At 69.5% G+C, this 26,044-nt stretch carries 23 protein-coding genes; 12 read left to right on the top strand and 11 right to left on the bottom strand.

Features of this window, described 5'->3' with window-relative positions; translation table 11 throughout:
* Positions 1-109: 109 nt before the first annotated feature.
* Positions 110-1,618: an APC family permease gene (locus tag QMO76_RS09970; RefSeq protein ID WP_306360912.1), complete on the bottom strand. Its 1,509-nt coding sequence runs from the start codon at positions 1,616-1,618 to the stop codon at positions 110-112.
* Between the two features lie 457 nt (positions 1,619-2,075).
* Positions 2,076-3,116, bottom strand: coding sequence for an NAD(P)-dependent alcohol dehydrogenase (locus QMO76_RS09975; protein ID WP_306360913.1), 1,041 nt, complete (start codon positions 3,114-3,116; stop codon positions 2,076-2,078).
* 101 nt (positions 3,117-3,217) lie between these two features.
* Here QMO76_RS09975 and QMO76_RS09980 point away from each other — a divergent pair, with 101 nt between their 5' ends.
* Positions 3,218-4,705: an NAD(P)/FAD-dependent oxidoreductase gene (locus tag QMO76_RS09980; RefSeq protein ID WP_306360914.1), complete on the top strand. Its 1,488-nt coding sequence runs from the start codon at positions 3,218-3,220 to the stop codon at positions 4,703-4,705.
* Positions 4,706-5,004: 299 nt separating this feature from the next.
* Here the strand turns inward: QMO76_RS09980 and QMO76_RS09985 are convergent, their stop codons facing one another.
* From QMO76_RS09985 to QMO76_RS09995, 3 genes are read right to left on the bottom strand one after another with little or no spacing between them, the layout of a single operon-like run.
* The gene (locus QMO76_RS09985; RefSeq protein WP_306360915.1) at positions 5,005-5,307 is read right to left on the bottom strand and encodes a chorismate mutase; all 303 of its coding nucleotides are present in this window, start codon (positions 5,305-5,307) and stop codon (positions 5,005-5,007) included.
* Between the two features lie 11 nt (positions 5,308-5,318).
* Positions 5,319-5,912 carry a TetR/AcrR family transcriptional regulator gene (locus QMO76_RS09990; protein ID WP_306360916.1) on the bottom strand — a complete coding sequence of 198 codons (594 nt, stop codon included), beginning with the start codon at positions 5,910-5,912 and terminating at the stop codon, positions 5,319-5,321.
* Positions 5,913-5,952: 40 nt separating this feature from the next.
* Complete coding sequence (locus QMO76_RS09995; protein ID WP_306360917.1) at positions 5,953-7,179, bottom strand: cytochrome P450; 1,227 nt, start codon at positions 7,177-7,179, stop codon at positions 5,953-5,955.
* A 153-nt stretch (positions 7,180-7,332) separates the two neighbouring features.
* Between QMO76_RS09995 and QMO76_RS10000 the strand changes: the two genes are divergently transcribed.
* Complete coding sequence (locus tag QMO76_RS10000; protein WP_306360918.1) at positions 7,333-7,857, top strand: GtrA family protein; 525 nt, start codon at positions 7,333-7,335, stop codon at positions 7,855-7,857.
* Positions 7,858-7,864: 7 nt separating this feature from the next.
* Here the strand turns inward: QMO76_RS10000 and QMO76_RS10005 are convergent, their stop codons facing one another.
* Entirely contained in the window at positions 7,865-9,367 is a 1,503-nt protein-coding gene (locus QMO76_RS10005) for an amidase (RefSeq protein ID WP_306360919.1), read from the bottom strand.
* 82 nt (positions 9,368-9,449) lie between these two features.
* Here QMO76_RS10005 and QMO76_RS10010 point away from each other — a divergent pair, with 82 nt between their 5' ends.
* Positions 9,450-10,067: a TetR/AcrR family transcriptional regulator gene (locus tag QMO76_RS10010; protein WP_306360920.1), complete on the top strand. Its 618-nt coding sequence runs from the start codon at positions 9,450-9,452 to the stop codon at positions 10,065-10,067.
* Between the two features lie 257 nt (positions 10,068-10,324).
* The gene (locus tag QMO76_RS10015; RefSeq protein ID WP_306360921.1) at positions 10,325-11,821 is read left to right on the top strand and encodes an MDR family MFS transporter; all 1,497 of its coding nucleotides are present in this window, start codon (positions 10,325-10,327) and stop codon (positions 11,819-11,821) included.
* A 166-nt stretch (positions 11,822-11,987) separates the two neighbouring features.
* Here the strand turns inward: QMO76_RS10015 and QMO76_RS10020 are convergent, their stop codons facing one another.
* From QMO76_RS10020 to QMO76_RS10030, 3 genes are all read right to left on the bottom strand, one after another.
* Positions 11,988-12,431, bottom strand: a complete 444-nt coding sequence (locus QMO76_RS10020) for a DUF4254 domain-containing protein (protein WP_306360922.1) — start codon at positions 12,429-12,431, stop codon at positions 11,988-11,990.
* Positions 12,418-12,882, bottom strand: coding sequence for a hypothetical protein (locus tag QMO76_RS10025; protein ID WP_306360923.1), 465 nt, complete (start codon positions 12,880-12,882; stop codon positions 12,418-12,420). Before QMO76_RS10025 ends, QMO76_RS10020 begins: the two co-directional genes overlap by 14 nt.
* A 186-nt stretch (positions 12,883-13,068) precedes the next feature.
* Complete coding sequence (locus QMO76_RS10030) at positions 13,069-14,121, bottom strand: mechanosensitive ion channel family protein (RefSeq protein ID WP_306360924.1); 1,053 nt, start codon at positions 14,119-14,121, stop codon at positions 13,069-13,071.
* 523 nt (positions 14,122-14,644) lie between these two features.
* Between QMO76_RS10030 and QMO76_RS10035 the strand changes: the two genes are divergently transcribed.
* Genes QMO76_RS10035 through QMO76_RS10050 form a run of 4 tightly spaced genes read left to right on the top strand, consistent with a single transcriptional unit; the run spans position 14,645 to position 19,212 of the window.
* On the top strand, positions 14,645-15,574 hold the full coding sequence (locus QMO76_RS10035; RefSeq protein ID WP_306360925.1) for a glucosyl-3-phosphoglycerate synthase: 930 nt from the start codon (positions 14,645-14,647) through the stop codon (positions 15,572-15,574).
* 34 nt (positions 15,575-15,608) lie between these two features.
* Positions 15,609-17,027, top strand: a complete 1,419-nt coding sequence (locus QMO76_RS10040; RefSeq protein ID WP_306360926.1) for a condensation domain-containing protein — start codon at positions 15,609-15,611, stop codon at positions 17,025-17,027.
* Positions 17,028-17,036: 9 nt separating this feature from the next.
* The gene (locus QMO76_RS10045) at positions 17,037-18,716 is read left to right on the top strand and encodes an MFS transporter (RefSeq protein ID WP_306360927.1); all 1,680 of its coding nucleotides are present in this window, start codon (positions 17,037-17,039) and stop codon (positions 18,714-18,716) included.
* A 43-nt stretch (positions 18,717-18,759) separates the two neighbouring features.
* Complete coding sequence (locus tag QMO76_RS10050; protein WP_306360928.1) at positions 18,760-19,212, top strand: flavodoxin domain-containing protein; 453 nt, start codon at positions 18,760-18,762, stop codon at positions 19,210-19,212.
* 102 nt (positions 19,213-19,314) lie between these two features.
* Here the strand turns inward: QMO76_RS10050 and QMO76_RS10055 are convergent, their stop codons facing one another.
* Positions 19,315-20,643: an amidase family protein gene (locus tag QMO76_RS10055; RefSeq protein WP_306360929.1), complete on the bottom strand. Its 1,329-nt coding sequence runs from the start codon at positions 20,641-20,643 to the stop codon at positions 19,315-19,317.
* Between the two features lie 118 nt (positions 20,644-20,761).
* Between QMO76_RS10055 and QMO76_RS10060 the strand changes: the two genes are divergently transcribed.
* Genes QMO76_RS10060 through QMO76_RS10070 form a run of 3 tightly spaced genes read left to right on the top strand, consistent with a single transcriptional unit; the run spans position 20,762 to position 23,378 of the window.
* Complete coding sequence (locus tag QMO76_RS10060; RefSeq protein ID WP_306360930.1) at positions 20,762-21,403, top strand: urea carboxylase-associated family protein; 642 nt, start codon at positions 20,762-20,764, stop codon at positions 21,401-21,403.
* Positions 21,400-22,521, top strand: a complete 1,122-nt coding sequence (locus QMO76_RS10065) for an NADH:flavin oxidoreductase (protein ID WP_306360931.1) — start codon at positions 21,400-21,402, stop codon at positions 22,519-22,521. Before QMO76_RS10060 ends, QMO76_RS10065 begins: the two co-directional genes overlap by 4 nt.
* The gene (locus QMO76_RS10070; RefSeq protein ID WP_306360932.1) at positions 22,518-23,378 is read left to right on the top strand and encodes a polysaccharide deacetylase; all 861 of its coding nucleotides are present in this window, start codon (positions 22,518-22,520) and stop codon (positions 23,376-23,378) included. The genes QMO76_RS10065 and QMO76_RS10070 overlap by 4 nt, the downstream gene beginning before the upstream one ends.
* 228 nt (positions 23,379-23,606) lie before the next feature.
* Here QMO76_RS10070 and QMO76_RS10075 read toward each other — a convergent pair whose 3' ends face one another.
* The gene (locus QMO76_RS10075) at positions 23,607-25,181 is read right to left on the bottom strand and encodes a PucR family transcriptional regulator ligand-binding domain-containing protein (protein ID WP_306360933.1); all 1,575 of its coding nucleotides are present in this window, start codon (positions 25,179-25,181) and stop codon (positions 23,607-23,609) included.
* 285 nt (positions 25,182-25,466) lie between these two features.
* Here QMO76_RS10075 and QMO76_RS10080 point away from each other — a divergent pair, with 285 nt between their 5' ends.
* Positions 25,467-26,039: a hypothetical protein gene (locus QMO76_RS10080; RefSeq protein ID WP_306360934.1), complete on the top strand. Its 573-nt coding sequence runs from the start codon at positions 25,467-25,469 to the stop codon at positions 26,037-26,039.
* Positions 26,040-26,044: the final 5 nt, after the last annotated feature.

Below are 26,044 nucleotides of genomic sequence, written 5' to 3' on the forward strand. Positions count from 1 at the left end.
TGGCATGTGACGCTTATCTCGATTATCAGAGCCATTGAACATCACACGCGGTGGTGGCGTCATGACGACACACCACCGCCGCGACCTCGGAGACGGAACCGAAAGTTAGCTACTTGTCGGTAGCGGACTTCCCCAGCAGTGAGTGCCGACGACCGTAGAGGAAGTACACGACGATGCCGATCGCCATCCAGACCACGAATCGCAGCCAGGTCTCCACCGACAGGTTGAACATGAGCCAGGCGCACGCCAGCACCGACAGGATCGGCAGCAGCGGCACCAGCGGCACCTTGAAGCCGCGCGGCAGGTCGGGCCGGTTGCGCCGCAGCACGATCACACCCACCGACACCAGCACGAACGCGAACAGCGTGCCGATGTTCACCATCTCCTCGAGCGTGCCGAAGTCGACGAATCCGGCCAGCACCGCGCACACCACGCCGACGATGGCGGTCAGCCGCACCGGCGTGCCCTGCGTGCCGGTGTGGGCGAGCTGGCGCGGCAGCAGCCCGTCACGCGCCATGGCGAACAGCACGCGGGTCTGTCCCAGGTACATGACCATGACGACCGTGGTCAGACCGGCCAGCGCGCCGATGGAGATGAGGTTCTTGGCCCAGTCGACGCCGTGCACCGCGAAGGCGGTGGCCAGCGTGGAGTTCCCCTCCAACTCGGTGTAGGGCACCATGCCGGTCAGCACGAGCGAGACGCCCACGTACAGCACGGTCACGATGACCAGCGAGCCGAGAATGCCGCGCGGCACATTGCGCTGCGGGTTCTTGGTCTCCTCGGCGGCGGTGGCGACCACGTCGAAGCCGATGAAGGCGAAGAACACGATGGACGCGGCGGCGAGCAGGCCGTACCAGCCGAAGGTGCTGTGGCCCGCGCCGGTGACGAAGGAGAACAGCGACTGCCGCAGCCCCTCGTTGGCGGCTTCACCGTCCTGCGACGGCGGAATGTAGGGGGTCAGGTTGGCCTTGTCGAAGTAGGTCGCGCCCACCACGATCACCAGGGCGATGACGGCGAGCTTGATCGCCACGGCCACCGCCGAGACCCGCGAGGACAGCTTGGTGCCGCGCGCGAGCAGGATGCCCAGTATGGCGATGAGCAGCACCGCGCCCCAGTCGAAGGTGACCGGACCCAGATCGACGACCGGGGTGTGGCCGCCCAGCACCACGCCGAGGTACTGCGACCAGCCCTTGGCGACCACCGCGGCGGCCAGGGCGAATTCCAGGATGAGGTCCCAGCCGATGATCCAGGCGGCGAGTTCGCCGAAGGTGGCATAGGAGAAGGTGTACGCGCTGCCCGCCACCGGCACGGTGGAGGCGAATTCGGCGTAGCAGAGCGCGGCCAGGCCGCAGGCGACGGCGGCGAGCACGAAGGCCAGCGAGACCGAGGGTCCGGCGAGGTTGCCCGCGGTGCGGGCGGTGAGGGTGAAGATGCCCGCGCCCACCACCACGGCGACGCCGAAGATGGTGAGGTCCCAGGCGGTCAGTTCCTTGCGGAGCTTGGCATCGGGTTCATCGGTGTCACGGATGGATTGTTCGACCGATTTGGTGCGGAACAGTCCGCTGCCGCGGCCCGCCCCCTGCCCGGTCGTGTTCCGATCAGGGCCCGATAGCGCCATGGTCTCTCCTATGTCTGGCTTCTCGGCAACAATGCAGTTCGGCACCGGGCGGATGTCCGCCCGATGCCTGTGTCGTTCGCCGTCACCGCGACCTGAGGGCACAACTGCCGGTCATGCCCCGATCGCTGCTTCCGGTCTCGGGGCGAGACAAGAGTTGTCGGCGTCACACGGAACGGTAGCACTGGCTGGTACGTACCAGTGCAGCAACCGCCGAGTCAACATGAGCTGGTCTACGGCGCGGGCCGTCGGTCGCGGGCGACCGGGAGCGGCCCGGCACGTGCACCGTGATACAGACCCCCTCCCGGACGCACCTGCGGCGTCACCGCGTCACGCCGGAATGGCCGACCGTCACTACCGGCGGCGGCACACAGGTTGCGCGAACTCACTCGACCGGACTACCCGGCGGCTCGCCCGGCATGCGCGTCTCTCGTGAGCCGGAAGCCGAGCAACCGTGCCGCTACGGTACGAGCACCGCGCGGCCCCGAATCTGCCCGGCGTCCAAGCGACGCAGCGCTTCCGGACCGTCGGCGAGGTCGAAGCGCTCGACCTCCATGCGCAGCCTGCCCGCCTGCGCGAGCGCGATGCAGTCGTGCAGGTCGCGACGGGTGCCGCCCAGGGACTTGCGCACCGACGCGCCCCAGGGCCAGCCGGGTCCGCCCGCCGGTCCGGCGGTGATCTCCGGCGCGCCGTCGCCGATGCCGACCATCCGGTACGCGCCATTGGGCGCGATTGTCCGCACCGCGAGCGTGGCGGTGGCGTCGGCCCCGACGAAGTCGAATACCGCATCCGCGCCGCGCCCCCCGGTGAGGTCGAGAATCTGCTGGGCGGCATCGTCCTCGGCGAGGATGCCGATATCGGCACCACAGTCGGCGGCCAACTCCAGCTTCTCCTTCGCCACGTCCACGGCGACCACCCGCACCCCGCTGACCGCCCGCAGGATCTGCACCGCCACATGCCCGAGTCCGCCGATGCCGATGGCGACGGCCGTTCCGCCGGGCCGCAATTGCTCCCGCGCCCCCCGAATGGCGTGATACGCGGTGAGCGCGGCATCGGCCACCGGTGCGGCCTGCACGAAGTCGAGATCTCCGATGGGCACGAACGAGGTCGCCGGTACCCGAACGTATTCCGCCATCCCGCCCTCGATGGTGAGCCCCGGGCACGGCGGCATGGCGGTGCGCCCGGCGGCGAGGCACACATTCTCGTTGCCGCTCACGCATTCCCGGCATACGCCGCAGGTCCAGAACAGGTACACCACGCCGCGCTCACCGATCTCGCGACCGGCGACGTCCGCGCCGACGGCCTCGATGGTGCCCGCGATCTCGTGGCCGAGGGTGAGCGGCTCCGCACTCAGCCGGACCGGGAAGTTCACCAGGGTCAGGTCCGAATGGCAGACCCCGGCCGCGCCGACGCGCAGCAGCAGGTCGCTCGGGCCGATCTCGGGGACGGGGATGTCGCGGACGGCCACATTCTCGGGGCCGGTCCACTGCAATGCGCGCATGGTGATTCCTTCGGGGTTTCGAGCGTGATCTGGCGCACACCGTAGCATTCGCTATACACTGCGTCCAGCGAGTGACTCAGTGTCCAGCGAGGAGTGTCTACGTGCCGAAACACCTTGTCGACAAGGGTTTTGCCAGTCCGCGCATTGCAGTCGTCGGAGCCGGGATCTCCGGTATCGCCGCGGCCGTCACGCTGCGGCGGGCCGGATTCGAGAACTTCACCATCTACGAGAAGGGCCCCGACTACGGCGGCACCTGGCGCGACAACACCTATCCGGGCCTGGTGTGTGACGTGCCGTCGCGGTACTACCAGTTCACCTTCGCCCTGAATCCCGAATGGACGCGGCTGTATTCGACCGGGGCGGAGATCAAGGCATACCTGTGCCGTGTAGCGCGGGAACGAGACCTGGACCGCCGCACCCGGTTCGGCGTCGAGGTGACCGGTGCGGAGTACACCGGAGCGGGCTGGCGGGTCACGCTGTCGACCGGTGAGGTCGACCACTGCGACTTCGTGCTGTGCGCCACCGGGTTTCTGCGCGACCCGAACGTGCCGGACATCCCCGGACTGGCGTCGTTCACCGGCCCCGTCATGCATTCGGCGCGTTGGGATCACGGCGTCGACCTGACCGGCAAGCACATCGGCGTGATCGGAACCGGCTCCACCGGAACCCAATTGGTGAGCGCGCTGGCCGGGCGGGTGCCGCGCGTGGTGCTGTTCCAGCGCACGCCGCAGTGGATTCTGCCGACCGTGAATCGCGAGTACTCGGCGGCGGCCAAGGCGGTGTACCGGCGCGTGCCCGCCCTCGGCAGGCTCGCGTACGGCGGCAATCGCGCTGTCTTCGCGCTGTTCTCGCGCGGTCTGGTGCGGCCCGGGCCGGTGCGGCGGTTGGTCCAGTGGGTGGCGGCGCGCAATCTGCGCACGGTGCACGATCCGGAACTGCGGCGGCGGCTGACCCCCGACTACCAGGCCATGTGCAAGCGCCTGGTGGTCTCCGACCGCTTCTACGCGGCCGTGCAGCGGGCGGACGTCGAACTGGTCACCGCCGGTATCGACCGGATTCTGCCGGACGGCGTGCGCACCACCGACGGTTCCGAACACCGCCTCGACATCCTGGTGCTGGCAACGGGATTCGACGCGCACGCCTATATGCGCCCGATGGCGATCACCGGCCACGGCGGACGTACCCTGGACCAGGTCTGGGAGCGGGGTCCACGCGCCTTCGAGGGCATGATGCTGCCCGACTTCCCGAATCTGTTCATGCTCGTCGGCCCGCACAGCCCCGTCGCGAACCACCCGCTCACCGCGGTCGCCGAGGCCCAGTCCGACCGCATCGTGCACTGGCTGCGCCGCTGGCGCGCAGGCGAATTCACCGCCGTCGCGCCGACTCCGGCGGCCACCGACCGCTACAACGCCCGCCTGCGCGCCGCCGCGCCCGGCACGGTCTGGACCACCGGCTGCCGCAGCTGGTACCTCGGCGAGGACGGCCTCCCCGAAGTGTGGCCGGGCAGCCCCGGAGCCTACGAGAAACTCATCCGCCGCACACCCACCGCAACCGACTACGTACTGAATCCCGCGATGAGTCGGCAGTGAACCAGCGAGGCGGCCGGTACCGATCCCGCCACCACACCGAGCTTCCCACCGCTACAGGCCCCACCCGCCAGCGGCGAGCGCCACGGGCGAGCGCTAGGGCTCGAACGACACCCACCCGCGCGAGCCAGACCGCTCGGACAACCGGCCCCACCGCACCCGGACCGCTGCGCTCGTGCAGCCCGCGCCAGGGCGCAGGGTGGACAAGCGCAGCACAGTCCGACCAGGCGCAGCTTCAACGAGACCTCCGGAGCCGCTGACACGCCCCGCCCGGCACCCATCCGGCTGCCCGGCAACCACTGCTATCCCGCACTCCGCCCGGCGATCTCCGCGTGCTCCCCGAGTTCCAACTCGATGAACGCCCCGATCATGGCCCGCCACACCGACTCCGCCACCTCGGGCGCGAGCCCGCCCGCGCGCGCCCGCTCCCGGGCCAGCCCCACCACCCGCTCCACCCGGTCGGGCGCGCGTACGGCCTGTTCGTCGGTTTTGAAGCGCGCGGCGGTTCGCACCAGCCGCTGACGTTCGGCGAGCAATCCGATCAGCTCCGCATCGAGCGTGTCGATGCGGGCACGGACCTGGTCGAGCGATTCGAGATCGGACATGATGGGCGACCCTAATGCCCCGCGACCACGCGACTCACCAGCGGGGCCACGAATTCCTCGAGCATGGCGCGCTCATCGGCCTCGTCCCGGCCGGGCGCGGCCAGCAGCGACACGATCACGCGGGTCAGCCAGCGCGCCAGGCGTCCGCGCTCCTCGAGATCGATGACCGCGGTCGCGAACAGCCCACCGGCGATGGCCTCGATCACCTCCGAGTCCTGGCTGATCCGACCGGTGGAACCGGACTCCCCGGGCCGGAACCACGCCATCAGCACCGGATCCGCACGCACCTCCCGCACCGCCGTCAGCATGGCGGTCACGACCTGTTCGGCGGCATCGTCGACCGTTTTCACCTCGGCGAACACCCGCGCGGCGATCCGCCGCGCCTCCCGGTGCACGAACGCCAGCCGCACCGCCTGCCGATTCTCGAAGTACCGGTACAGCGTGGCCCGCGAACATCCGGCCGCCTTGGCGATGTCCCCCATGCCCACGGCTCCCGGCCCGCGCTCGGCGAACAGTCGCGCCGCGGCGTCGAGTATGCGCTCGGCCGCCAGATCGGCCCGCTGCTCCGACAGCCAGTCCCGGCCTGCGCGGTTGTCCTTCGCCATAGCCGCCGAGCGTATGCGATCGCTCATCGGCACCGTCCGGTCACACGGCCCGGAACGGCACACTGACCGGCCAGCGCACGTAGTTGCCGTCCGACCACCGCACCCCGTCCAGGTCGACGCCGAACTCCGGGCAGCGCGCCAGCAGCTCCTCGAGCGCGACCCGGGCCTGCATGCGCGCGGCGGCCGCGCCGAGGCAGTGATGGTGGCCGTGGCTGAAGGTCAGGATGCGCTTGGGCTGGCGACGGATGTCGAGTTCGCCCGCGGTGGGTCCGAATTCGCGCTCGTCCCGATTGGCGGACGCGTAGAGCAGCAGCACCTTGCGCCCGGCCGGGATGGTGGTGCCGTGCAGTTCGACGTCCCGGGTGGCGGTCCGCGCCAGACCCTGTACGGGCGAGGTCATCCGGAGGAATTCCTCCACCGCGTCCGGAATCAGCTCCGGATTCGCCGCGAGCCGGGCGCGCTGCTCCGGATACCGGTGCAGCAGTTGGACGGCCCCGCCGAGATTGCCCGTGGTGGTGTCGTTGCCACCGGTGATCATGGTGAAGGCGAAGCCGAGAATCGCGAGGACGCCTTCGTCGTCCCCGTCCGCCCCCAGCCCGGAGGCCAGCAGGTGCGAGATGGTGTCGTCCTCGGGCCGGCCGCGGCGGCGAGCGATGAGTTCGGCGAAGTAGCCCACCATTTCGCCCAGCGCCGAGGGCATTTCCGCACCGGCGGCGAGCTTCGCGCCGTCCACCGCACCGCCGACGATGGCGTGGGTCCATTCGTCGAACTTCTCCCGATCCGCCTCCGGCACACCGAGATAGTGGGCGACCACCATGGTCGGCAGTGGTTTGAACAGTTCCGCGACAATGTCTCCGGACCCGGCCGCCCGCAGTCGCTCGATCCGTTCCACCACGAAGGCCCGCACCGCGGGTTCCACCGAATTGACCTGGCGCGGTGTGAATCCGCCCGCGACCCGCCGTCGGAAGTCGGTGTGCTCGGGTGGATCCATGAAGACGAACGGCTTGATCGGTATGCCCGCGGCCTCGAGGTTCAGATAGTCCACGGTCAGCCCGGAGGCGGAAGAGTAGGTCTGCGGATCGCGGGCCGCCGCGTACACGTCGGCGTGGCGCGAGAGCACGTAGAAGTCCTCCGACTCACGTCCCGCCGGAAGCACCCGGTGCACGGGATCGCGGTCCCGCAGCGCGGTGTACATCGGCCAGGGATCGCGCCAGCTCGCTCCCGACATCAGCTCGAACCGGACCGCCTGAGACGCCATTGAACTCATGAATCGACGGTAAGACAGATTGCCAATTCTGTCTAGAACGTGTTTCATTACCGCGCTGTCGTCTCGGGCCGATTCGACTCCCGAATCCGGCCGAGCCCCCGGCGGACCGGCATCGGCCGCGCGACCCCCGCGGTCGTCGGCTAGCCTGGCGGCGTGTTCCTGGTCCAGGCTGTCGTCGCACGCGTGCCGAGCCGAATGCTGTCGCTGTTGGTTCGCCACGCGGAACTGCTGAAGTTCCTGTCCGTCGGCGCGATCGCCTTCGTCACCACGGTCGTGCTCTTCTTCGGCCTGAAGTGGACCGTCCTACAGGAGAAGCCGGTCACCGCGAATGTGATCGCGGTCCTGCTCGCCACGGTGCTGTCCTACATCCTCAACCGCGAATGGGCCTTCACCGCGCGGGGCGGCCGGGAGCGCCGCCACGAGGCGGCGCTGTTCTTCCTGGTGGCCGGAATCGGCATGGTGATCAACCAGCTGCCGCTGGCGGTGTCCAGCTATGTCTTCCAACTGCGCACCCCGCACGTCTCCCTGCTGGTGGAGAACATCGCCGATTTCATCAGCGCCTCGATTATCGGCACCCTGCTCGCCACGGTGTTCCGCTGGTGGGCCATGCGCCGATACGTCTTCCCGCACACCGTGGTTCCCGATCTCGAACGCGAGGATCCGGTCCGGCGGCGTTGAGGCGCGGCTAGTCGGCGGCGGTCACGACGCCGAGGTTGTCCGGATGCCGGTCGAACCACGGTCGGGCGGTTTCGATTTCGGCCGCCAGTTGCAGCAGCAGGTACTCGGCTCCCGTGGGTCCGACGAACTGGACGCCCAGCGGCACGCCGGTTTCCGTCCAGTGCGTCGGCACGCTCATGGCGGGGCGGCCGGTGATGTTGGCCAGTTGTGTGAACGGCACCGCCGACAGGTTAGAGGTCACCAGATCGACGTAGAAATCGGTGCGGGAGAGCAGCTTTCCCGCGCCGAGGCGCAACAGCGGCGGCAGCACGGTGTCGGCGAGCGCGGGCGTGCGATGCTGCCCGATCCGCAGCGGCGGCGTGGCGAGGGTTGGGGTGAGCAGCAGGTCGTAGGTGTCGTGGAAGTCGGCGAGCGCGCGGGTGTAGGTGTTCCAGCGCGCGTGCGCCGCCATGAGTTCCGGGCCGGTCACCGCACGGCCGACGGCGGCGAGCACCTGGGTGTCGATATCGAACTCCGTCGGCGACGCCCCGCTCACCTCGCAGGCGACCGCCAGCTCCGCGGCGGCCATGGCGGTCCAGGCGGTCATGAAATCCATGGCCATCCGCGTGCCGTCGATCGCGGGCGCGGCGGGTTCGACGGTGTGCCCGAGGCCCTCCAGCAGGCGCGCGGCGTCCGCCACCGCTCGCAGGGCCTCGGCGTCCACCGGTGAGCCCGTGGGTGATTCGCAGGTGTAGCCGATGCGCAGCCGACGCGGCGGTTCGGCGACGGCGTCGCGATAGGGCCGATCCGGGCGGGCCACCGTGTACGGCGCGCCGCGATCGGGCCGACTCAGGATGTCGAGCATGACCGCCGAATCGCGGACGCTGCGCGCCACGACGCCATCGGTGACCGCGCCGAACAGCAGGTCTCCGTAGAGCGGTCCGCTGGAGATGAGCCCGCGACCCGCCTTGAGGCCGAACAATCCGGTGCAGGCGGCGGGAATGCGGATCGAACCGCCGCCGTCGCTGGCCCCGGCCACCGGGACGATGCCCGCCGCGACCGCCGCCGCCGAGCCGCCGGATGAACCGCCGGGGGTGCGGGTGGGGTCCCAAGGATTGCGGGTGGACCCGAAGGTGCGGGTCTCCACGACCGCCTTGCTGCCGAATTCCGAGGTGGTGGTCTTGCCGAAGATGACGAGACCGGCGTCGAGCCAGCGCTGTACGACCGTGCTGTGCCGTCGGGCGGTGACTCGGCGCAGTGGTCCGGTGCCGCCGGAGGTGGGGTATCCGGCGTAGTCCTGCCCGAGATCCTTGATCAGGAACGGCACCCCGGCCAGCGTGCCGCCGAGCGGTCCCGCGGCGAGCTGTCGGCCATTGCGTTCCATCAGCAGGCTCACGGCGTTGATCACCGGGTCGATCGCGGCACAGCGGTCCAGCGCCAGCTCCAGCAGGTCGGTCGGGTGCACCTCCCCCCGCTCGACCAGTTCCGCCAGGCCGACCGCGTCGTGGGCGCGGTACTCCTCGAATCGCATACTCGTCTCCTTCCCGGGCCTCCCCACCGATAGTAGGCGTACCAACCGGTTACGTAACCACTTGGAACGGTAAAATTTCCTCATGGCCGATACCGATAAGCTGCCCGCGATGACCGAGAAGAGGATCGACGGCCGGGCACTGCGGTTTCGACATCGCCGCCCGGAACTGCTCGCCGCCGCCACCGAGTACGTCCTCGACAACGGCGTGCGCGACCTCACGCTGCGCCGGGCCGCGCAAGCCCTCGGCGTCAGCCACGCCACCCTCATCCGGCACTTCGCCACCAAGGACGCCCTGCTGGCGGAGGTGCTCGAACATATCCGCGCCGATTTCGAACAGCGCATCCTCTCCGCGGAGATCCTGCGCGTCGAGTCGGCGGTCGACCTGCTGCGGGCGGCGTGGCGGCATCTGTGCCAGCCGCGCGAGCAGCGGCAGTTCCTCGTCCTCTTCGAGCTGGTCGCCACCGCCGCGCGCACGCCGAACCATCCCGATGCCCGGCTCGTCACCGACTGGCTGACGGTGATCGAACGCCAACTGGAGCGGTACGGCTGGCCGCCGGAGAGCGTCGCCCGGACCGCGACCCTGATCCTGGCCCAGGTGCGCGGACTGCAACTGGACCTGATCACCACCGGGGATCGCGCCCGCGTGGACGACGCCTTCGAGGCAGTGGTGGATTTCCTGTCGGCAACCCCGTCCGCCTGAAATTCCACAGCGGCGTGAGCAGGGTCACAGCGCCGGATCGGTTCGCGAAAACACCTGGTAATCAGGGAATTTCACGGCGCCCCCGGGGCCGAGGGCGCGAATAATCGGATGAATCGTCGCGGCGTAGGCAGGAATACTGACGCCCGGCCGATGAGTTGTGCCGACTGTTCTCGTCTGCTCAGGTGTAGCGCCCGGACGACATCACCTCGACATCCGGCCGCACCGTCTTCCGCTCACGAACGCCCGGAGGTATCCGTATGCCCGCCGACATATCCGCACCGCCGTCGCGCGGATCGGCCCCGACGAACGGAAAGACGCCGACGGTCATCCGGCTGCTGGTGCTCGCGACCTTCGTGGTGATCCTGAACGAGACCATCATGATCAACGCGATTCCGCGCCTCATGCACGATCTCGATGTCACCGAGCGCGCGGCGCAGTGGGTGTCCACCGCGTTCATGCTCACCATGGCGGCGGTCATCCCCGTGACGGGCTGGTTCCTGCAACGGGTGAGCACCCGGCAGGCGTACGCCATCGCCATGGGCGTGTTCCTCGCGGGCACCGCGCTCTCCGCCGTCGCGCCGACCTTCGCGGTGCTGCTGCTGGGCCGCGTCATCCAGGCCGGTGGCACCGCGGTCATGATGCCGCTGCTGATGACCACGCTCATGACGGTGGTGCCCGAACAGGACCGCGGCCGGGTGATGGGCAATGTCACCCTCGCCATCTCGGTGGCTCCCGCCATGGGTCCGGTCGTCTCCGGGCTGGTGCTCCAGGTCGGTTCGTGGCGTTGGCTTTTCGTGCTGGTGCTGCCGATCGCCGGTGCGGTCACCTGGCTGGGCCTGCGCCGCCTGGAAAACATCGGGGAGCCGCAGACCGGCGATATCGACTGGTTCAGTGTGGCATTCGCGGCCTTCGGCTTCGGCGGGCTGGTGTACGGCCTGAGCAAGTTCGAGACCGACCATGTCGCGGTTCCGGCTCTGACCGTCGCCGCCGGACTGGCGCTCATCGCGGTGTTCGCGTTCCGGCAGCTGCGCCTGCAGCGTTCCGGGGCGCCGCTGCTGGATCTGCGAATCCTGTTGTCGGGCACCTACACCAAGGCACTGGTCCTCATGTCGGTGGCCTTCCTGGCCATGCTCGGCTCGATGATCCTGCTGCCGCTGTACCTGCAGAACCTGCGCCACCTGTCACCGCTGGAGACGGGACTGCTGGTCATGCCCGGCGGCCTGGCCATGGGTCTGCTCGGTCCGACCGTCGGCCGTCTGTTCGACCGCTTCGGCGGACGGCCGCTGGTGATTCCCGGCGCCATCGGCGTCACCGTGGCGCTGGCCGGTTTCACCCGGATCTCCATGTCCATGCCGTACTGGCAGCTGCTGGCGCTGCACATCCTGCTGATGATCTCGCTCGCGGGCCTGTTCACCCCGGTGTTCACGCTGGGCCTGGGCGCGCTGCCGCCGCACCTGTACTCGCACGGCAGCTCGATGCTGGGCACGCTCCAGCAGGTCGCGGCGGCCTTCGGCACCGCCCTGGTGGTGACCGTCATGTCCGCGCGGGCGACCCAGCTCATCGAGACCGGCGCCGAACCGGTGACCGCCCAACTCGACGGCATGCGCTTGGCCTTCGCCGTCTCCGCGGCCGTGTCGGTGCTCGTCATCGTCACGGCGATCCTGCTCCCGAGCCGGGCGCCCGCTCCGGAGGAGGCGGGCGAGGATGCCGGGGACAAGGCGGAGCCGACCACGCCCCTGCTGGTCAAGGACTGAACCGGCGGGCACCGAGCAGGGCTCGGTCGCACCATCCGGTTCCGCCGGTGCCCGCGGTCGGTGCGCTCGATCCGGTCCGTGTCGCCGAGCCGGGATGTACAGACCCGCGCGCAGCACGAATCCCCGCAATCCCCTCATGGCTGCGGGGATTCGCGCTGCGCGGCCCTCACCGGCGTGCGACGGTGCCGTGCCCGGTCAGATCGGTCCAGGCGTCGGCGAGGGCGGCCAGTCGGTGCCAGGCGGCGTGCACCCGGTCGTCGGCGATGTCGATCTCGGAGTGCAGCAGCCGATCGGCGTGCGCGTGGGCGGCGGCCATCCGGTCGACGAACCCGCCGACCGAATCCGGGCGCGGGCGTCGCGACAGCGGCTCCGCGCTCACCCAGCCGTCGATGGTGGCAACCAATTCGGCACGACGGCAGTCGATTTCGGCGGCGTGGCCGGGCTGGGTGCGGCGCAGCCGATGCAGATCGGCCAGCGCCGCGGCGGCGTCGAGCAGCGGATGGCCATCCGTTCGGTCCGCAGCGGCCGCGCCGAACGCGGCCAGCAGCTCCTGCCACCTCGGCAGCGGTACCCGGGCCGCGACCGCGACGGCGCGTTCACGCGGGAACATGGTCGGCTCCGCGCAGAATGGCCGAACGCACCGCGGTCAGCACCGCCGCCCGATGCGGCAGCGACAGTCGGCCGGGCTCGGGCTCACAGGCCCAGTGCCAACCGAGCCGATAGTCCGATACCGGCAGCATCACCTTGCCGCCGGTATCGGGCACGTTCACGCCGTGCGCCCGCAGCCGACCGAGAAGCCGCTGCGGCACAGCGTGATACGGCGTCGGCGGGGCTACGAGGAACCACCAGTTCCGCCCGCGCGGGTCGGCCACCGCGGGTGTGGCGGGCAATCCCGCCAATTGATCTCGTACGTGACGGCCCAGCCGCTGCGGCAGCCCGATGGCCTCCACCGCCCGCCCCACCGTGAGGTAGGGCCGATCGGCGAACAGCTCCACGGGAAATCCGTAGCGCACGCGCAGCAGATGGGCGGATTCGTGTGGGGAACGGCAGGATTCGAACATCGGGACCTCCGAGCGACGAGCGGTGCGCGGGACCCAGTGTGCGCCCGGGAGTTTGCCGGTGTGATGACACGCACATGGCATCCGCGTGACCGTCTGTAAAGCCAGCTGTCCCGACCGTGAACGCCAGGCGGTGAGGCCGCGCCCACGCCGATCGGCGCGATGGCCGGAGGTTCGCCGCGCCGTCCGCTATTCCGCCATGGCGGGCGTTCCGGCCACCATGGCGGTCGGGATCTTCGGGAGGGCGTACGGGTGGTAGCGGGCGAGCCAGCCGAGCAGTTCCTCGCGCACCGCGCAGCGCAGATCCCACACGTCGTCGGCATTGCGGGCCGACATGGAGGCACGGACCACGATGGCGGTCGGGGTGCTGTCGGTGACCAGCAGGTTCCACTTGCGGCCGTCCCAGTCCTCGCGGCCACGCAGGAAGTCGTACAGGTGCTGGCGCAGTTCCGGTACCGGGGTGCTGTGGTCCAGGTACAGGAAGACGGTGCCGGTGATCTGCGGGCCGCCCTTGGACCAGTTCTCGTAGGGCTTGCTGTTGAAGTACGAGATGGGCATGGTGAGGCGGCGGTCGTCCCAGATGCGCACGGTGAGGAAGGCCAGGGTGATCTCCTCGACGGTGCCCCATTCGCCCTCGACCACGACGGTGTCACCGATCTTCACCGAATCGCCGAACGCGATCTGCAATCCGGCCATGAGATTGCCGAGCGTGGACTGTGCCGCCACACCGGCGATGATGCCGATGACACCGGCCGACGCCAGCAGCGACGTGCCGAGGGTGCGCAGGTTGGGGAACAGGATCAGCATGGCCACCGCGGCCGTCGTCACCACCAGCACCGTGGTGACGATCCGGCGCACCATGCCGAGCTGGGTGTGCAGCCGCCGCACCCGCGCGGTGTCGGCGGTCCGGTTGGCGTACTTGTCGAGAGTGTTCCCGGCCACGGTGTCGGCGGCGCGCATGGCCAGCCACGCGGTGGCGAGGATGGCCAGGGTGGCGAGCACGTTGCGGATCACCGCGTCCTGCCGCAGTTCCAGTTCCGCGAGCGGGTACGTGAAATGCAGTCCGGCACTGGCCAGTAACGCCTGCAGTGGCAGCTGTATCCGGCGCAGCAGCGTGGCCGCGCCCGAACCGGGGTGCCGGTTCGCGCTGTACCGCAGGATCCGGTCGATCAACAGTCCGGCCATGATGCTGACGGCGAGGGTGCCGCCGAAGACTATGAGCGGCCGCAATACATCTTCCAAGGTGTCAGGACTCCTTGCCTCGGCGTCTCGGTCCTCTCTCCACGTTACATTTCGATAACGGGCGCGCCACAAGGGGGAATCGCGACCCACCCGGAACGCAGGTGTCGGCCGGGAGCGCCGGGTCGCGCGCCGTAGCGCGCCGGGACGTGACGTCAGAGGCGGTCTCTTTCGATTCGGCTCAGCAATCTTTCAGTTAATATCGGGAAGGCGCTGACGCTCCATTTAGCACAATAAGCAATTCACGCGTTATGCTGAAAAACATCGGAATTACCTGACGAAAAATACTTGCGCCACAGCGACGCCCGTCACTAAATTGCAGAAATGCGAGGCAGATCACCGAATTGGATTCCGAGCATGCCTGTTTTGCGAGGTCTACCCCTAAATAAGTTAATGCTCGGTTACTGCCTCCTGAAACCTATTACCTAAATCTGGTCAGTCGCTCAGCGGCGTTGTAGCTTCTCCTCATCGCAACGCCGCGATTCGCAGTGTCAACGCATTCCGAGCACCAGAAGAGGTGGTCGACATGACCGGTCTGTTCGCGAAATCTGATGAGGGCATCCGCACCTGGGCAAACCCGGAGTGGACGGCGCGCGACCTGATCGCCGCCAAGGACGGGCGGACCGTCTCCGTAGTGCTTCCCGCACTGAACGAGGAAGCCACCGTGGGTGAGGTGGTCCGGGCCGTGCGGCGCCTGCCGATCGGCCTGGTCGACGAGTTGATCGTCATGGACTCCGGGTCCACCGATGCCACCATGCGCGTCGCCGCCGAAGCCGGCGCCACCGTGGTCAGCCGGGAATCGGTACTGCCCGACCATCCCCCCGTCCCGGGGAAGGGGGAGGTGCTGTGGCGCTCCCTCGCCGTCGCCTCCGGCGACATTGTGATGTTCATGGATTCCGATCTCATCGATCCCGATCCGCAATTCGTCCCCAAGCTCATCGGCCCGCTGCTGCTCGACCCGGCGCTGGTCTTCTCCAAGGGCTACTACCGCCGACCGCTGCTGGTGGGCGAGTCGTTCGACGAATCCGGCGGTGGCCGGGTCACCGAACTCGTGGCCCGCCCGCTGCTGGCCGCGCTGCGCCCGGGGCTGCGCCACGTGGTGCAGCCGCTGGGCGGGGAGTACGCCGCCACCCGGCAGGCGCTCGAGCGGCTGGCCTTCGCGCCGCACTACGGCGTCGAGATCGGCCTGCTGATCGACATCTTCGACCAGTACGGCGCGGAGGGCATCGGGCAGGTCGACCTGGGCGTGCGCAAGCACCGCAACCGGCCCCTGCACGAACTCGGCGTCATGAGCCGGCAGATCGTCGCGACCGCGCTCGGACGCTGCGGCCTCCCCGATTCCGGTGCCGGCATCGTCCAGTTCCCACTCGGTGTGGACGGATTCGTACCCCGCGAATTCGACCTGCACGCGCAACAGCGGCCGCCCATCGGATCGCTGTTGAAAATCGCGTCCTGAATTCGACTTCCACCATTTCAGAGGATTCCTTGCCATGATGCAGAGCGGACTCATCGACGATTGGCGGCCGAAAGGCGGCCAGTTGACCGTCATCCGTCCCAGCGAAACCTCGCGGGCGGCGGCATTCCGCGCCCGCACCGACGCCACCCCGCCGTCCTTCCAGCAGGACGCGTACCTGGAAATGGCGCGCACCGCGAAACGGTCGGGTCGCCGATTCGATCGGCTGGTGCTGTGCGCCTTCACCCTCGACGGCGCTCCCGATATTCCGGCGCTGGTCCGCGCCGCGACCACGATCGTGCGCCGGCACGACTCCTTCCACAGCTGGTTCGAAATCGACGGCGATTTCGGCATTCAGCGCCGCGTGCTGGAGCCCGGCGACATCGAGCTCACCGCCGATTCCTGGGGTGAGATCGACGGCCCGCTGGTGAGCCGCATTCTCCAGCGGCTGACCCCGGGGCCGACCAGCTGGGACTGCTTCACCTTCGCGGTGATCGACCACGGCACCTCGTTCACCTTCGTCGTCGCCTCCGATCACATCAACTGCGATGCCGTCTCCGGCGGGATCATCAGCGGTGAACTCGTCCAGCTCTACTACGACACCGGCGGTGTGCAGCACCTGGACGCCGTGCCCGCGGCGAGCTACCGCGAACACTGCGGCCGGGAGCGGTCCCGGGCGGCGGCGCTGGACGCACGCTCCCCGCAGATCGTGGCCTGGGCCGATCGGATCATGGCCAATGGCGGCAGGCTGCCCAGCTTCCCGCTGCCGCTGCGCGAACCCGGTACGCGGGAGTCGGCGTCGGCCGCCTCGGACCGCCGGGTACTGCTGTCGGGCGGTGCGGCCGACCGCTTCGAGGCCGAATGCGGGCGGGCGGGTGTGCGCCTGGTGTCCGGCATCTTCGCCGCCGCGGCCCGCGCCGAATACGAATTGTCCGGTCGTACCCGGTATTTCACACTGTCGCCGAAGAACACCCGGGTCAGCGCGGCCGAACGCCGATCGGTGGGCTGGTACGCGAGCCTGATCCCGATCGCCTTCGACTTCGATCCCGCCGAGAGCTTCGTCGATACCGCCCGCCGCGCCGATGCCGCCTTCACCGACGGCCGCTGCCTGTCCGAGGTGTCACTGCACCGGGTCGTCGAATTGCTGGAATCCCAAGCGGGATTCGAGGTCGAGCGCGGTTGGGTCGCCCCGATGCTGTCGTTCCTGGATATGCGCAAGCTGCCGGGGGCGGAGCTGTTCACCGCGCTCAACTTCTCCTTCTTCGGCAGCCGCGGCACCTCCGAGGAGGTGTACTCCTGGGTGCAGCGCACGCACGACATGATCTGGATGGCGTCGCTGTTCCCGGAGACCGATATCGCCGCCCGCTCGATGACCCGCTACTGCGATGCGCTGACCGAGGTCATGGAGTCGATCACGCACTCCGAGACCGCCCCGCTCTCACTCGATGTCGCGTAGGGGCAGCCCATGAGCGCACTGCGCGTATCGCGGGACGCCGCCGCCCCCGCGGCGCACTCCTCGGCCTGGCTCGCGGTGACGGCCGTCTTCATCGCCGTGTTCATGCAGATGCTGGACGCGACCATCGTGACGGTCGCGATTCCGGATATCGTGCGCGAACTCGGCGCGAGTTCGGCCGAATCCTCGCTGATGCTCACGGGTTACACCGTCGCGCTGGCCTGCTCGCTGCTGCCGAGCGCGCGGCTGGGGATGCGGTGGGGGCGCGGCGGCTTCTTCACCGCGGCGCTCGCGGTCTTCGTGGGGGCGTCGGTGCTCTGCGGCATCGCACCCACCCCGCTCACGCTCATCGCGGCGCGCGTGCTCCAGGGCGCGGCCGCCGGGGCGGTCTCCGCCCAGCCCATCGCGATCATCAGCGCGCGGTTCGCCGATACCGGCCGCCGCAATCTGGCCTTCGCGCTCTACGGCGCGACCGCGGGTACGGCGGCCATGCTCGGACCGCTGGCCGGCGGGCTGCTGCTGGGCGCGAATCCGCTCGACCTGTCCTGGCGGTCGATCTTCCTGGTGAATCTGATTCCCGGCGCGGTGGCGCTGGTGCTGGCCGCCCGGCAACTGCGCGGCTCGGTGGCCTCCGAGCGCTGCACCGTGGACGTCGGCGGTGCGATACTGGCGGCGATCGGCCTCTTCCTGCTGGTCTACGGCCTGTCGATCGGCCGCGAACACAGTTGGTCGACACCGATCCTCGTCATGCTGGCGGCATCGGTGGCGGTGCTGGCGGCCTTCGTCGGCCACGAACGCCGGACGGCCGCCCGGGGTGGTTCGCCGCTGGTCGATCCGGGACTGTTCGTCTCGGCGCGCTTCGCCTACTGGATCGTGGCCTGTCTGGTGGTGTACGGGGTGTTCGCGGCCTACCTGTTCACCATGTCGGTATCCCTCCAGTTCGGGCTCGGGTATACGGCGCTGCGCACCGGTGTGACCACCCTGCCCTTCTCGGCCGGAGCGGTGGCCGGGGCCTTGATCGCACCGAAATTCGCGCGGGCACTGGGCAATCGGATGGTCGGCGTGGGATGCGTGCTGTTCGGGGTGCTGCTGGTGGGCTGGCTGCTGGCCCTGGATCCGTCCCCGGCCGGGCTGTCGTGGCCGGTGCTGCTGGTTCCGCTGCTGCTCGGCGGCTTCGGCGTCGGGGTGGCGGCGGCCCGATTGCAGATCGCGGTCGTGGCGGCGGTGCCGCCGCGGTCGATCGATTCGGCGTCCGGGCTGGTGCCCACGGCGCAGCAGGTCGGGAATTCACTGGGGGTGGCGCTGATCGGCATTCTGTTCTTCCACTCCGTCGCCACCGGCGCGCCGGCCGCGGTAAGCACCGAGCGGGACCAACTCCAGCAGCGGCTGACGGCGGTGACGCCCTTCGCGCCCACCATTGCCGACGAGTTCTCCCGGTGTGCGACGCTGCAACTCCAGTCGCCGACGCCGGAGCGCACTCCGGCGGGCTGCGATCATTCCGAATCGACGCAACAGCAGGGCGATTCGGCGCTGCGCGAGCAGGTGGCGACGGCGGTCCGCGAGTCCTCGGAGAGCCTGGCCGGGACGGTGTTCGTCTCCGCCTTCCGGGATTCGATCCTGGTGCTGCTCATTCCGGTGGGGCTGGCGAGTCTGCCCTTCCTGCTGCGTCGCCGGAAGACCCCCATCGACTAAGTTAGCCTAGGCTAGGCTTACTTAATCGAGAAGGGAGACGTCGGTGCGCGTCGTCATTCTGTTCGGTTCCGAAATGGGCACGTCCGAGGCGGTCGCGGAGTGCGTCGCCGATGAACTGTCGGCGTACGACGTCTCGGTCTACGACATGACCGACTTCGACCCCGGCGACCTGACCGCCGACGACTTCCACGTCATCGTCTGCTCCACCTACGGCGACGGCGACCTGCCCACCGGCGCGGAACCCTTCTTCGACCGACTCGACGCCACCACACCCGACCTCACCGGGCTGCGCTTCGCGGTCTTCGGACTCGGCGACACCGTGTACGGCGACACCTACAACCGCGGCGGCGAGATCGCGGCCGAGAAGTTGACCGCGTGCGGGGCGACCCAGATCGGCGAGCACGGCCGCCACGACGCCTCGACCGGGGTGCGGGCCAAGGACATGGCGCGCGAATGGGCGCGCACCCTGCCCGTCCCGGCCCCGGCCGCGGTCTGAGTTCGGCGGTCTGAGTTCGGCGACGGGGGTTCGGCGGCGGGGGCCGACTCCCGGTGCACTATCGGCCGGTGCGCGCCGATCGCCGCCCGGTGCGACGCCGACCTAGCCGACCGCCGCCCCGGCCAGTCGACGCCGCACCCATTCCGCGCGCGCCAACAGACCGTCATCACCCCCGGACGGCGACGACAGCAGCAGTCCGCTCGCCGGTCCCGACGCCGACCCCCGTACCGGCAGCGTGATTCCACAGCTGCCCAGATAGCTGAGCGCCATGGTGGTGCGCAGCGTGCTGGCGTTGGCGCGGTCGTACGCTGCCGGGTCACCGAGTTCGGCCAGGCGCGGCGGCGGGTGGCGCACGGTGGGGCACAGCAGGATCGCGCCGTCGAGTTCGGCCACGAACCGCTCACGCAGTCCGGCCATCGCCGCGTACACGGGTTCGATGGAATGCGCTGTGTGCGCGTTGCTTTCGAGTCTGCGGCGGGTGGCCGGCTCGATCGGCATGGCGGAGTCGAGGCGGTGGCCGTGCTCCCGGTACGCCTCCGCGCCGACAATGGTGCCGTAGCGGTCCAGCAACCGCTGGGCGGCCGTCAGCGAGGCCACGTCATCGATGCGAATATCGGCTCCGGCACGACGGAGTTCATCGGCGGAGGCGGTGAAGGCGGCGGCGATCTCGGGGGCCACGTCCTCGGTCCATTCCCCCGCGGGCACGACGTAGCGCGGGCCCGGCGCGGGATCGGCCGCCGCTCGCGCGGGGGCGAATATCCGGTCGAGAGCGCGAATGTCGGCCACCGTGGTCGCGAACAGCCCCACACTGTCGAGGGTCCCGGACAGGGGCGCGAAGTCGTGCGCGCCGTAGCGCCCCGGACTGGCGCGGTAGCCGACGATGCCGCAGTAGGCGGCGGGCACCCGCACCGAACCCGAGGTGTCGGTGCCGACCGCGAGCGGCACGATGCCGCGTGCCACCGCCACCGCCGAGCCACTCGACGATCCGCCCGGGATCCGCTCCGGATCGACCGGGTTGATCGGGGTGCCGAAACAGCGGTTGATCCCGAGACCGGAGAAGGCGAATTCGCTGAGGTTGGCCTTGCCGACGGTGACCAGCCCGCTGTCGTGCGCGCGCCGCACGAGGCGGCTGTCCACGACGGCGGGTTCGTCGTGCAGGTGGCTGGCCGACCCGAGGGTGGTGACGGTGCCCTGGATGTCGAAGACGTCCTTCCAGACGATCGGGACCCCGTCGAGCGCGCCGCGCCGGGCACCGCGCAGCCGACGGCGTTGGGCGGCCTCGGCCTGGTATCGGGCGCGCTCGGCGGTGACGGCGATCAGGGTCGCGGCCGAATCCGGCTGCCGCGCGCGGTCGATGGCTGCCGCGGTCAGCCGCGGCGCGATCGGTTCGCCCGCCGCGAGAGCCCGGGCCATGGCGATGGCGGTTGTCATGGGGACGACGCTACCGATCACCATTCCCCACTCGTCATGTATGAACATCCATGACAGGCGATCAGGAGTGTGTATTCATCCATTTCGCCGAGCGTGATCGTTCGGTTGACTGGCACTCATGACAACATTGAGTTATCCGGAGCCGGTCACCATCCCGGCCGGGCAGGGCCGCGCGGTGACGCTGCGCGCCGGAGCGGGACTGCGGATCACCGACGTCGACGGCGGCCAGGTAGGCGATGTGTTCGCCTACAACCGCCACGACCTCACCGAACACCACAGCGCCTCGCACACCCGCACGCACACCGAGCGGCTGTTTCCGGCACTCGGCCAGAGCTTCGTGACCAACCGGCGGCGGCCCATCCTCACCTACCTGGCCGACACCTCGCCGGGCATGCACGACATGCTGATCGCCGCGTGCGACCCGGAACGCTATGCGGCATACGGCGATCTGGATCACGCCAGCTGCGCGGAGAACCTGTGCCGGGCGCTGACCGAACTGGGATACGATGCGCCGCCGTTCATTCCGCAGCCGATCAATGTGTTCATGCGCATTCCGGTCGCCGCGGACGACAGCCTGAGCTGGCTCGCCGCCGCGACCGCACCCGGCGACGCGATCACCTTCCGTGCCGAAATGGACTGCCTGATAGTCGTTTCCGCCTGCCCGCAGGACCACAACGCCATCAACGGGGCCGCACCGACCCCCTTGGCCCTGACCATCCTTCCATCGCACACCCTGCCCACCGAGGAGAACCACCGATGACCAGCACCGAACTGACCCACCCCGCACTGGAGCCGTACACGCTCGACACCCTTGCGCTGCGCAATCGATTCGCGGTCGCACCGATGAGCCGGATATCGGCCACCCCCGACGGCACACCCACCGAACAGATGGCCGACTACTACCGTGCGTACGCGGTCGGCGGATTCGGCCTGATCATCACCGAGGGCATCTACTCCGACGCCACGCACAGCCAGAGCTATTTCAATCAGCCGGGCCTGGTCACCGCGGCGCACGTCGCGGGCTGGCGGCGGGTGGTGGACGCGGTGCACGCGGCCGGAGCCCCCATCGTGGCGCAGCTGATGCACGCCGGGGCCATCTCGCAGGGCAATGCGTACGGCTTCGAGACCATCGGACCGTCCGCGGTGCGGCCGCGCGGGCAGATGATGGTCGACTACGGCGGCGCGGGCGGACCGTGGAGCGCGCCCCGCGAGATGACCGCCGCCGACATCGACACCGCCGTCGCGGGTTTCGTCGCCGCGGCCGAGAATGCCCGTGCCGCCGGATTCGACGGTGTCGAGATCCACGGGGCGAACGGCTATCTGCTCGATCAGTTCCTCACCGACTACACCAATCGACGCACCGACGAATACGGCGGAACGGTGGGCAACCGCATCAGACTCACCGCTCGGGTTCTGCACGAGATACGAAATGCCTTGGACGACTTCCCGGTCGGCGTGCGGCTGTCGCAGACCAAGGTCAACGACTTCACCTATCGCTGGCCGGGCGGCGAGGCCGACGCGCGAACCATCTTCGCGGCCCTGACCGAGGCCAGTTACCTGCACATCGCCAGCGAGGGCCGCGACTTCCTGGAGACCGCGACCCTCCCGAGCGGCACCACCGTCACCAAGCTGGCCCGCGAGGTATCCGGCCGCCCGGTCATCGCCAACGGCGGAATGCACCAGCTGCCGCAGGCCGCCGCCGTGCTGACCGGCGCGCACGCCGACGTGCTCTCGCTGGGTACCGGCGCGCTGGCCAATCCGGACCTGCCGCGCCGGGTCGAGACCGGGGCCGCGCTCGCACCGTTCGACCGTGAGATGCTGCACCCCATGGCAACCCTGGACTGCGCCGCCGCCTGGCGCGAACGATCCGGCGAATGAGCGAACGGACCTGGACCCGCGGCGCGGCCGCGGTGGCGACGCTGACCTTCGACGTGGACGCGGAAACGCCCGTCCTCGCCGAAGGCCGGCACTACGCCGAGCAGCCCATGGTGATGTCGCATCAGGCGTACGGACCGGATGTGGGCGTGCCGCGCATTCTCGACCTGCTCGACGAGATGGGCGTTCCCGCGACCTTCTTCGTACCCGGCTGGGTCGCCGAGCAGCGGCCGAAGCTGGCCGCCTCGATCGTCGAGCGCGGACACGAGGTCGCACACCACTCCTACAGCCACCGGCCGCCCACCTCGCTGCCCGCCGGCGCCGAACGCGCCGACTTCACGCGTGCCCTGGACGTTTTCGCGGCCCAGGGCATCGAGATCGCCGGGCATCGCGCCGCGCTGTGGAGCGCCACCCGCGAAACCCTGTCCCTGATAGCGGAGTACGGCCTGGCCTACGACTCCTCGCTGATGGGAGACGACCGGCCGTACCTGGTGGACGGTGCGGTGGTGGAACTGCCGGTGCACTGGTCGCTGGACGACTGGGAGCAGTACGCGTACCTGCCCGCACCCCGCATCGGCTCGGTCATCGAATCGCCGGTCAAGGTCGAGCGGATGTGGCGGGCCGAACTCGACGGCATGCGCCACTACGGCTGCCTGTTCAACGTGTGCATGCATCCGTTCCTCACCGGCCGCCCCGGCCGCATGCTCGCCCTGCGCAACCTGATCACCTACGCCCTGGAGTGCGGCGACGTCACCTTCGCCCGCTGCCGGGATGTGGCGGCGTGGGCGCGGGCGGACACCGGCACCCCGAGCCGTCCGCTGCCGATCTACGACGTGGACGCGGACGTCTATCCACGCTGACGTGAGCCGCCACCGAGATGGCCCGGCCGCGTGGTGGGCGATGTGTGCACGGCGCCACCCTGGCGAGGGAGTGTTCGCCTGGCGGGCGTCCGGTGTCAGGCACCGACGACATCCGACGGGCGCGACCCGAACCGAGCATTCGGCGCCAGCCGCGCGGTACCGCGCGCACGGCGGGGTCCGGCCCGGCGCACCGACGCGACCTACGACCCCGTGACCGCTCGCGGCCGGTCAGCGAGTGACCGCGCCGGTGGCGGGGTCCGGCGATTCCGCCGCCAGGGCCAGGTACAGGTCGACGGTGTCCTCGAGGCGGCCCACCGAGCGGCCGGTCAGCTCGGTGATTCGGGCCATGCGGTTGCGCAGGGTGTTGACGTGGACGTGCAGGGCGGCAGCCGTGACCGCCCACTGTCCGTCATGGGCGAGGAAGATGCGCAGGGTGTGTTCGAGTTCGGTGTGGGCCCGGGCGTCGTGCTCGCGGATCACGCCCAGCACCTGCTCCGAGAACCGTTGCCGCACTTGATCGTCGAGCAGGCCCAGCAGCATCCGGAAGGTCGCGACATCGGCGAATGTTGCGGTGACGGGGCCGGGTCGCGTCCGCAGCACCTGGCACACCTCCCGGGCGCGCACCAGCGATTCCCGCAGCGCACCGGCCGCGGCTATGTCGCCGACGCCGATCACCACACGTTCGCCGGACGTACGCCTGCCGACCTCGGCCCCCAACTCGCGGGCGAAGCGCGCCAATTCGTCGGCCGAGCGCTCCCAGAGAAAGATGGACACCACATCCCGGCTGCCCGCCGCGGTGAACACGGGTATCCCGTGGGTGGCGAAGACCGCGCCGACCGCGTGCGCGATGTCATCGGGCGGGGCGTCGGCCGCGGTCGGCGCCGCGACCAGCACCCCCAACCGCCGGTCCGGCGGAATCCCGTAGGCGCGCAACCGCCGGATCACCTCACCGCCGCTGCGCGGTCCGGAGAGAATCATCTCCAACAGCTCGGCGGCGAACCGCGCCTCGATGGCGTGCACGGCCTGCTGTTTGGTGACCTCCAGGCTGAGAAAGCGGGCCGCCTGCGCCAGCGCCTCCCGGTCGGCCGCGGCCAGCGTGGCGGCCGGTTCCAGGCAGTACAGTCCGGCGTCGATCTCCCCCATCGCGCCCGCCACGAGGTACAGCGCCGCCGATCCGGTCCCCAGCTCCACCTCGATCGGCGGTGGCGTGCGATGGAGCGCGGCGGCGGCCAGCCGCACCTGCTCGTCGGTCGGCTCACAGCCGATGCTCGCCAGCAGACGACCCTTGCGGTCCACCACCAGCAGCGGCAATTCCGTTTCCCCACGCAGGATTTCGAGCACGCTCGCGGCGCCGCCGCCCCGGGACAGAGCGGTCGCGAGCGCGTCACCGCGGTGGACGGTGGCGGTCAACTCGGTCTGCAACACCTCGTTCTGGATGCGGGCGGCGGCGCGGGTGAGCGCCGCGAACGGCACCCCGATACACAGTTCGGCGAGCGGCAGACCGTGTGAAAGACACAGCGCGGCAAGCCCTTCGGGCAGCTCCGGGGTCTGCGCCGTCAGCCCGAACACCAGTCCGGCCGCGCCCGCCCGAGCCACCGCCGCCACGAACCGCTCCGCCGAAACGTGCGGCAGCCACAGCCCATTGGTCAAAACCAGTTCCCCGGACCGCACGTACGGCGACGGATCCGGCAACTCCGTGGTGTGCAACCAGTGGATCTCCGCCACCAGCGCCTCGGCGAGTTCCGGTGTCACCACCCGCAATCCCAGGGCGGGGTCGGCGACAAGTCGGCTGATGGTCAACACCTAGTGGAATCTACACATCGCATCCGATGTCGGTGTAGGAACATCCACCACGACATGCTCGGCGCTCGGCACCGCGCGGCGAAGCCTTCCCCTGCGCCGCACCGGCTAGCTCGCCCCGGAACACGATCCGCGCCCCGGGCGGGCTTCACATCGGCGTCCTCAGGGAACACGTTCTATCCGCGGCGGGCGGCGCGATCGTGTCGATTCCGGTTCCCATCCCGGGGTGGGGTGTGCATCGAATGCTCTGGAAGTGGCTTGCCCGTCGACGAGGGTTGGAGGTTGTTCATGGTGCGCTCGGTTCGTAGGCTCACGCGGCGCTGGGTGGTGGCGTCCGCTGCCGGGGCGATCATGCTCGGCGGGATGGTGACGGCCGGTCCGGCGGCGGCGGATTGGCCGGCCTCCCAGCAGAGTTTCCGTATCGCGAGTGTGGGTGTCGCCGACGCATGCGTGAGCGTGGTGGGCGACCAGGTGGGGCTGAAGCCGTGCACGACACCGGTCAGCGCCGACCAGACCTGGACGGCGCTCGACGGCACGAGTTCGACCCGTCTCGGGAACCCGGCGACCCGCACCTGCCTGTTGTACGAGACCGATAACGGCGTGACCTTCCGGACCGTCGACTGCCGCGACACCAGGCTCGGCAATCAGGAGTGGCGATATGTCCACGTCCAGGGGTACTCGGATCGGGGCGTGATCCACCAGCGCAACTTCGGACGCGGCGCCCTCAAGTGCTGGAGTGCGTTCTCCTCCGCGGACGGACCGAGCGGCACCGTCGGTGGCATACGGCTGGACTCCGACTGCGACTCGATCAAGGGCGACAGTCTTCCGAAGGCGAACATGTGGATGGTGAGCCCCGTCTAGGGCAT

This window comes from Nocardia sp. CC227C (genome assembly GCF_030767025.1).
Lineage (GTDB): Bacteria > Actinomycetota > Actinomycetes > Mycobacteriales > Mycobacteriaceae > Nocardia.

Bases quoted from the DNA above. Each gene is read 5' to 3' on its own strand.
- QMO76_RS09970 (WP_306360912.1), bottom strand. From the start codon at position 1,618: ATGGCGCTATCGGGCCCTGATCGGAACACGACCGGGCAGGGGGCGGGC.
- QMO76_RS09975 (WP_306360913.1), bottom strand. From the start codon at position 3,116: ATGCGCGCATTGCAGTGGACCGGCCCCGAGAATGTGGCCGTCCGCGAC.
- QMO76_RS09985 (WP_306360915.1), bottom strand. From the start codon at position 5,307: ATGTCCGATCTCGAATCGCTCGACCAGGTCCGTGCCCGCATCGACACG.
- QMO76_RS09990 (WP_306360916.1), bottom strand. From the start codon at position 5,912: ATGGCGAAGGACAACCGCGCAGGCCGGGACTGGCTGTCGGAGCAGCGG.
- QMO76_RS09995 (WP_306360917.1), bottom strand. From the start codon at position 7,179: ATGAGTTCAATGGCGTCTCAGGCGGTCCGGTTCGAGCTGATGTCGGGA.
- QMO76_RS10005 (WP_306360919.1), bottom strand. From the start codon at position 9,367: ATGCGATTCGAGGAGTACCGCGCCCACGACGCGGTCGGCCTGGCGGAA.
- QMO76_RS10010 (WP_306360920.1), top strand. From the start codon at position 9,450: ATGGCCGATACCGATAAGCTGCCCGCGATGACCGAGAAGAGGATCGAC.
- QMO76_RS10015 (WP_306360921.1), top strand. From the start codon at position 10,325: ATGCCCGCCGACATATCCGCACCGCCGTCGCGCGGATCGGCCCCGACG.
- QMO76_RS10020 (WP_306360922.1), bottom strand. From the start codon at position 12,431: ATGTTCCCGCGTGAACGCGCCGTCGCGGTCGCGGCCCGGGTACCGCTG.
- QMO76_RS10025 (WP_306360923.1), bottom strand. From the start codon at position 12,882: ATGTTCGAATCCTGCCGTTCCCCACACGAATCCGCCCATCTGCTGCGC.
- QMO76_RS10035 (WP_306360925.1), top strand. From the start codon at position 14,645: ATGACCGGTCTGTTCGCGAAATCTGATGAGGGCATCCGCACCTGGGCA.
- QMO76_RS10040 (WP_306360926.1), top strand. From the start codon at position 15,609: ATGATGCAGAGCGGACTCATCGACGATTGGCGGCCGAAAGGCGGCCAG.
- QMO76_RS10045 (WP_306360927.1), top strand. From the start codon at position 17,037: ATGAGCGCACTGCGCGTATCGCGGGACGCCGCCGCCCCCGCGGCGCAC.
- QMO76_RS10055 (WP_306360929.1), bottom strand. From the start codon at position 20,643: ATGACAACCGCCATCGCCATGGCCCGGGCTCTCGCGGCGGGCGAACCG.
- QMO76_RS10060 (WP_306360930.1), top strand. From the start codon at position 20,762: ATGACAACATTGAGTTATCCGGAGCCGGTCACCATCCCGGCCGGGCAG.
- QMO76_RS10065 (WP_306360931.1), top strand. From the start codon at position 21,400: ATGACCAGCACCGAACTGACCCACCCCGCACTGGAGCCGTACACGCTC.
- QMO76_RS10070 (WP_306360932.1), top strand. From the start codon at position 22,518: ATGAGCGAACGGACCTGGACCCGCGGCGCGGCCGCGGTGGCGACGCTG.
- QMO76_RS10080 (WP_306360934.1), top strand. From the start codon at position 25,467: ATGGTGCGCTCGGTTCGTAGGCTCACGCGGCGCTGGGTGGTGGCGTCC.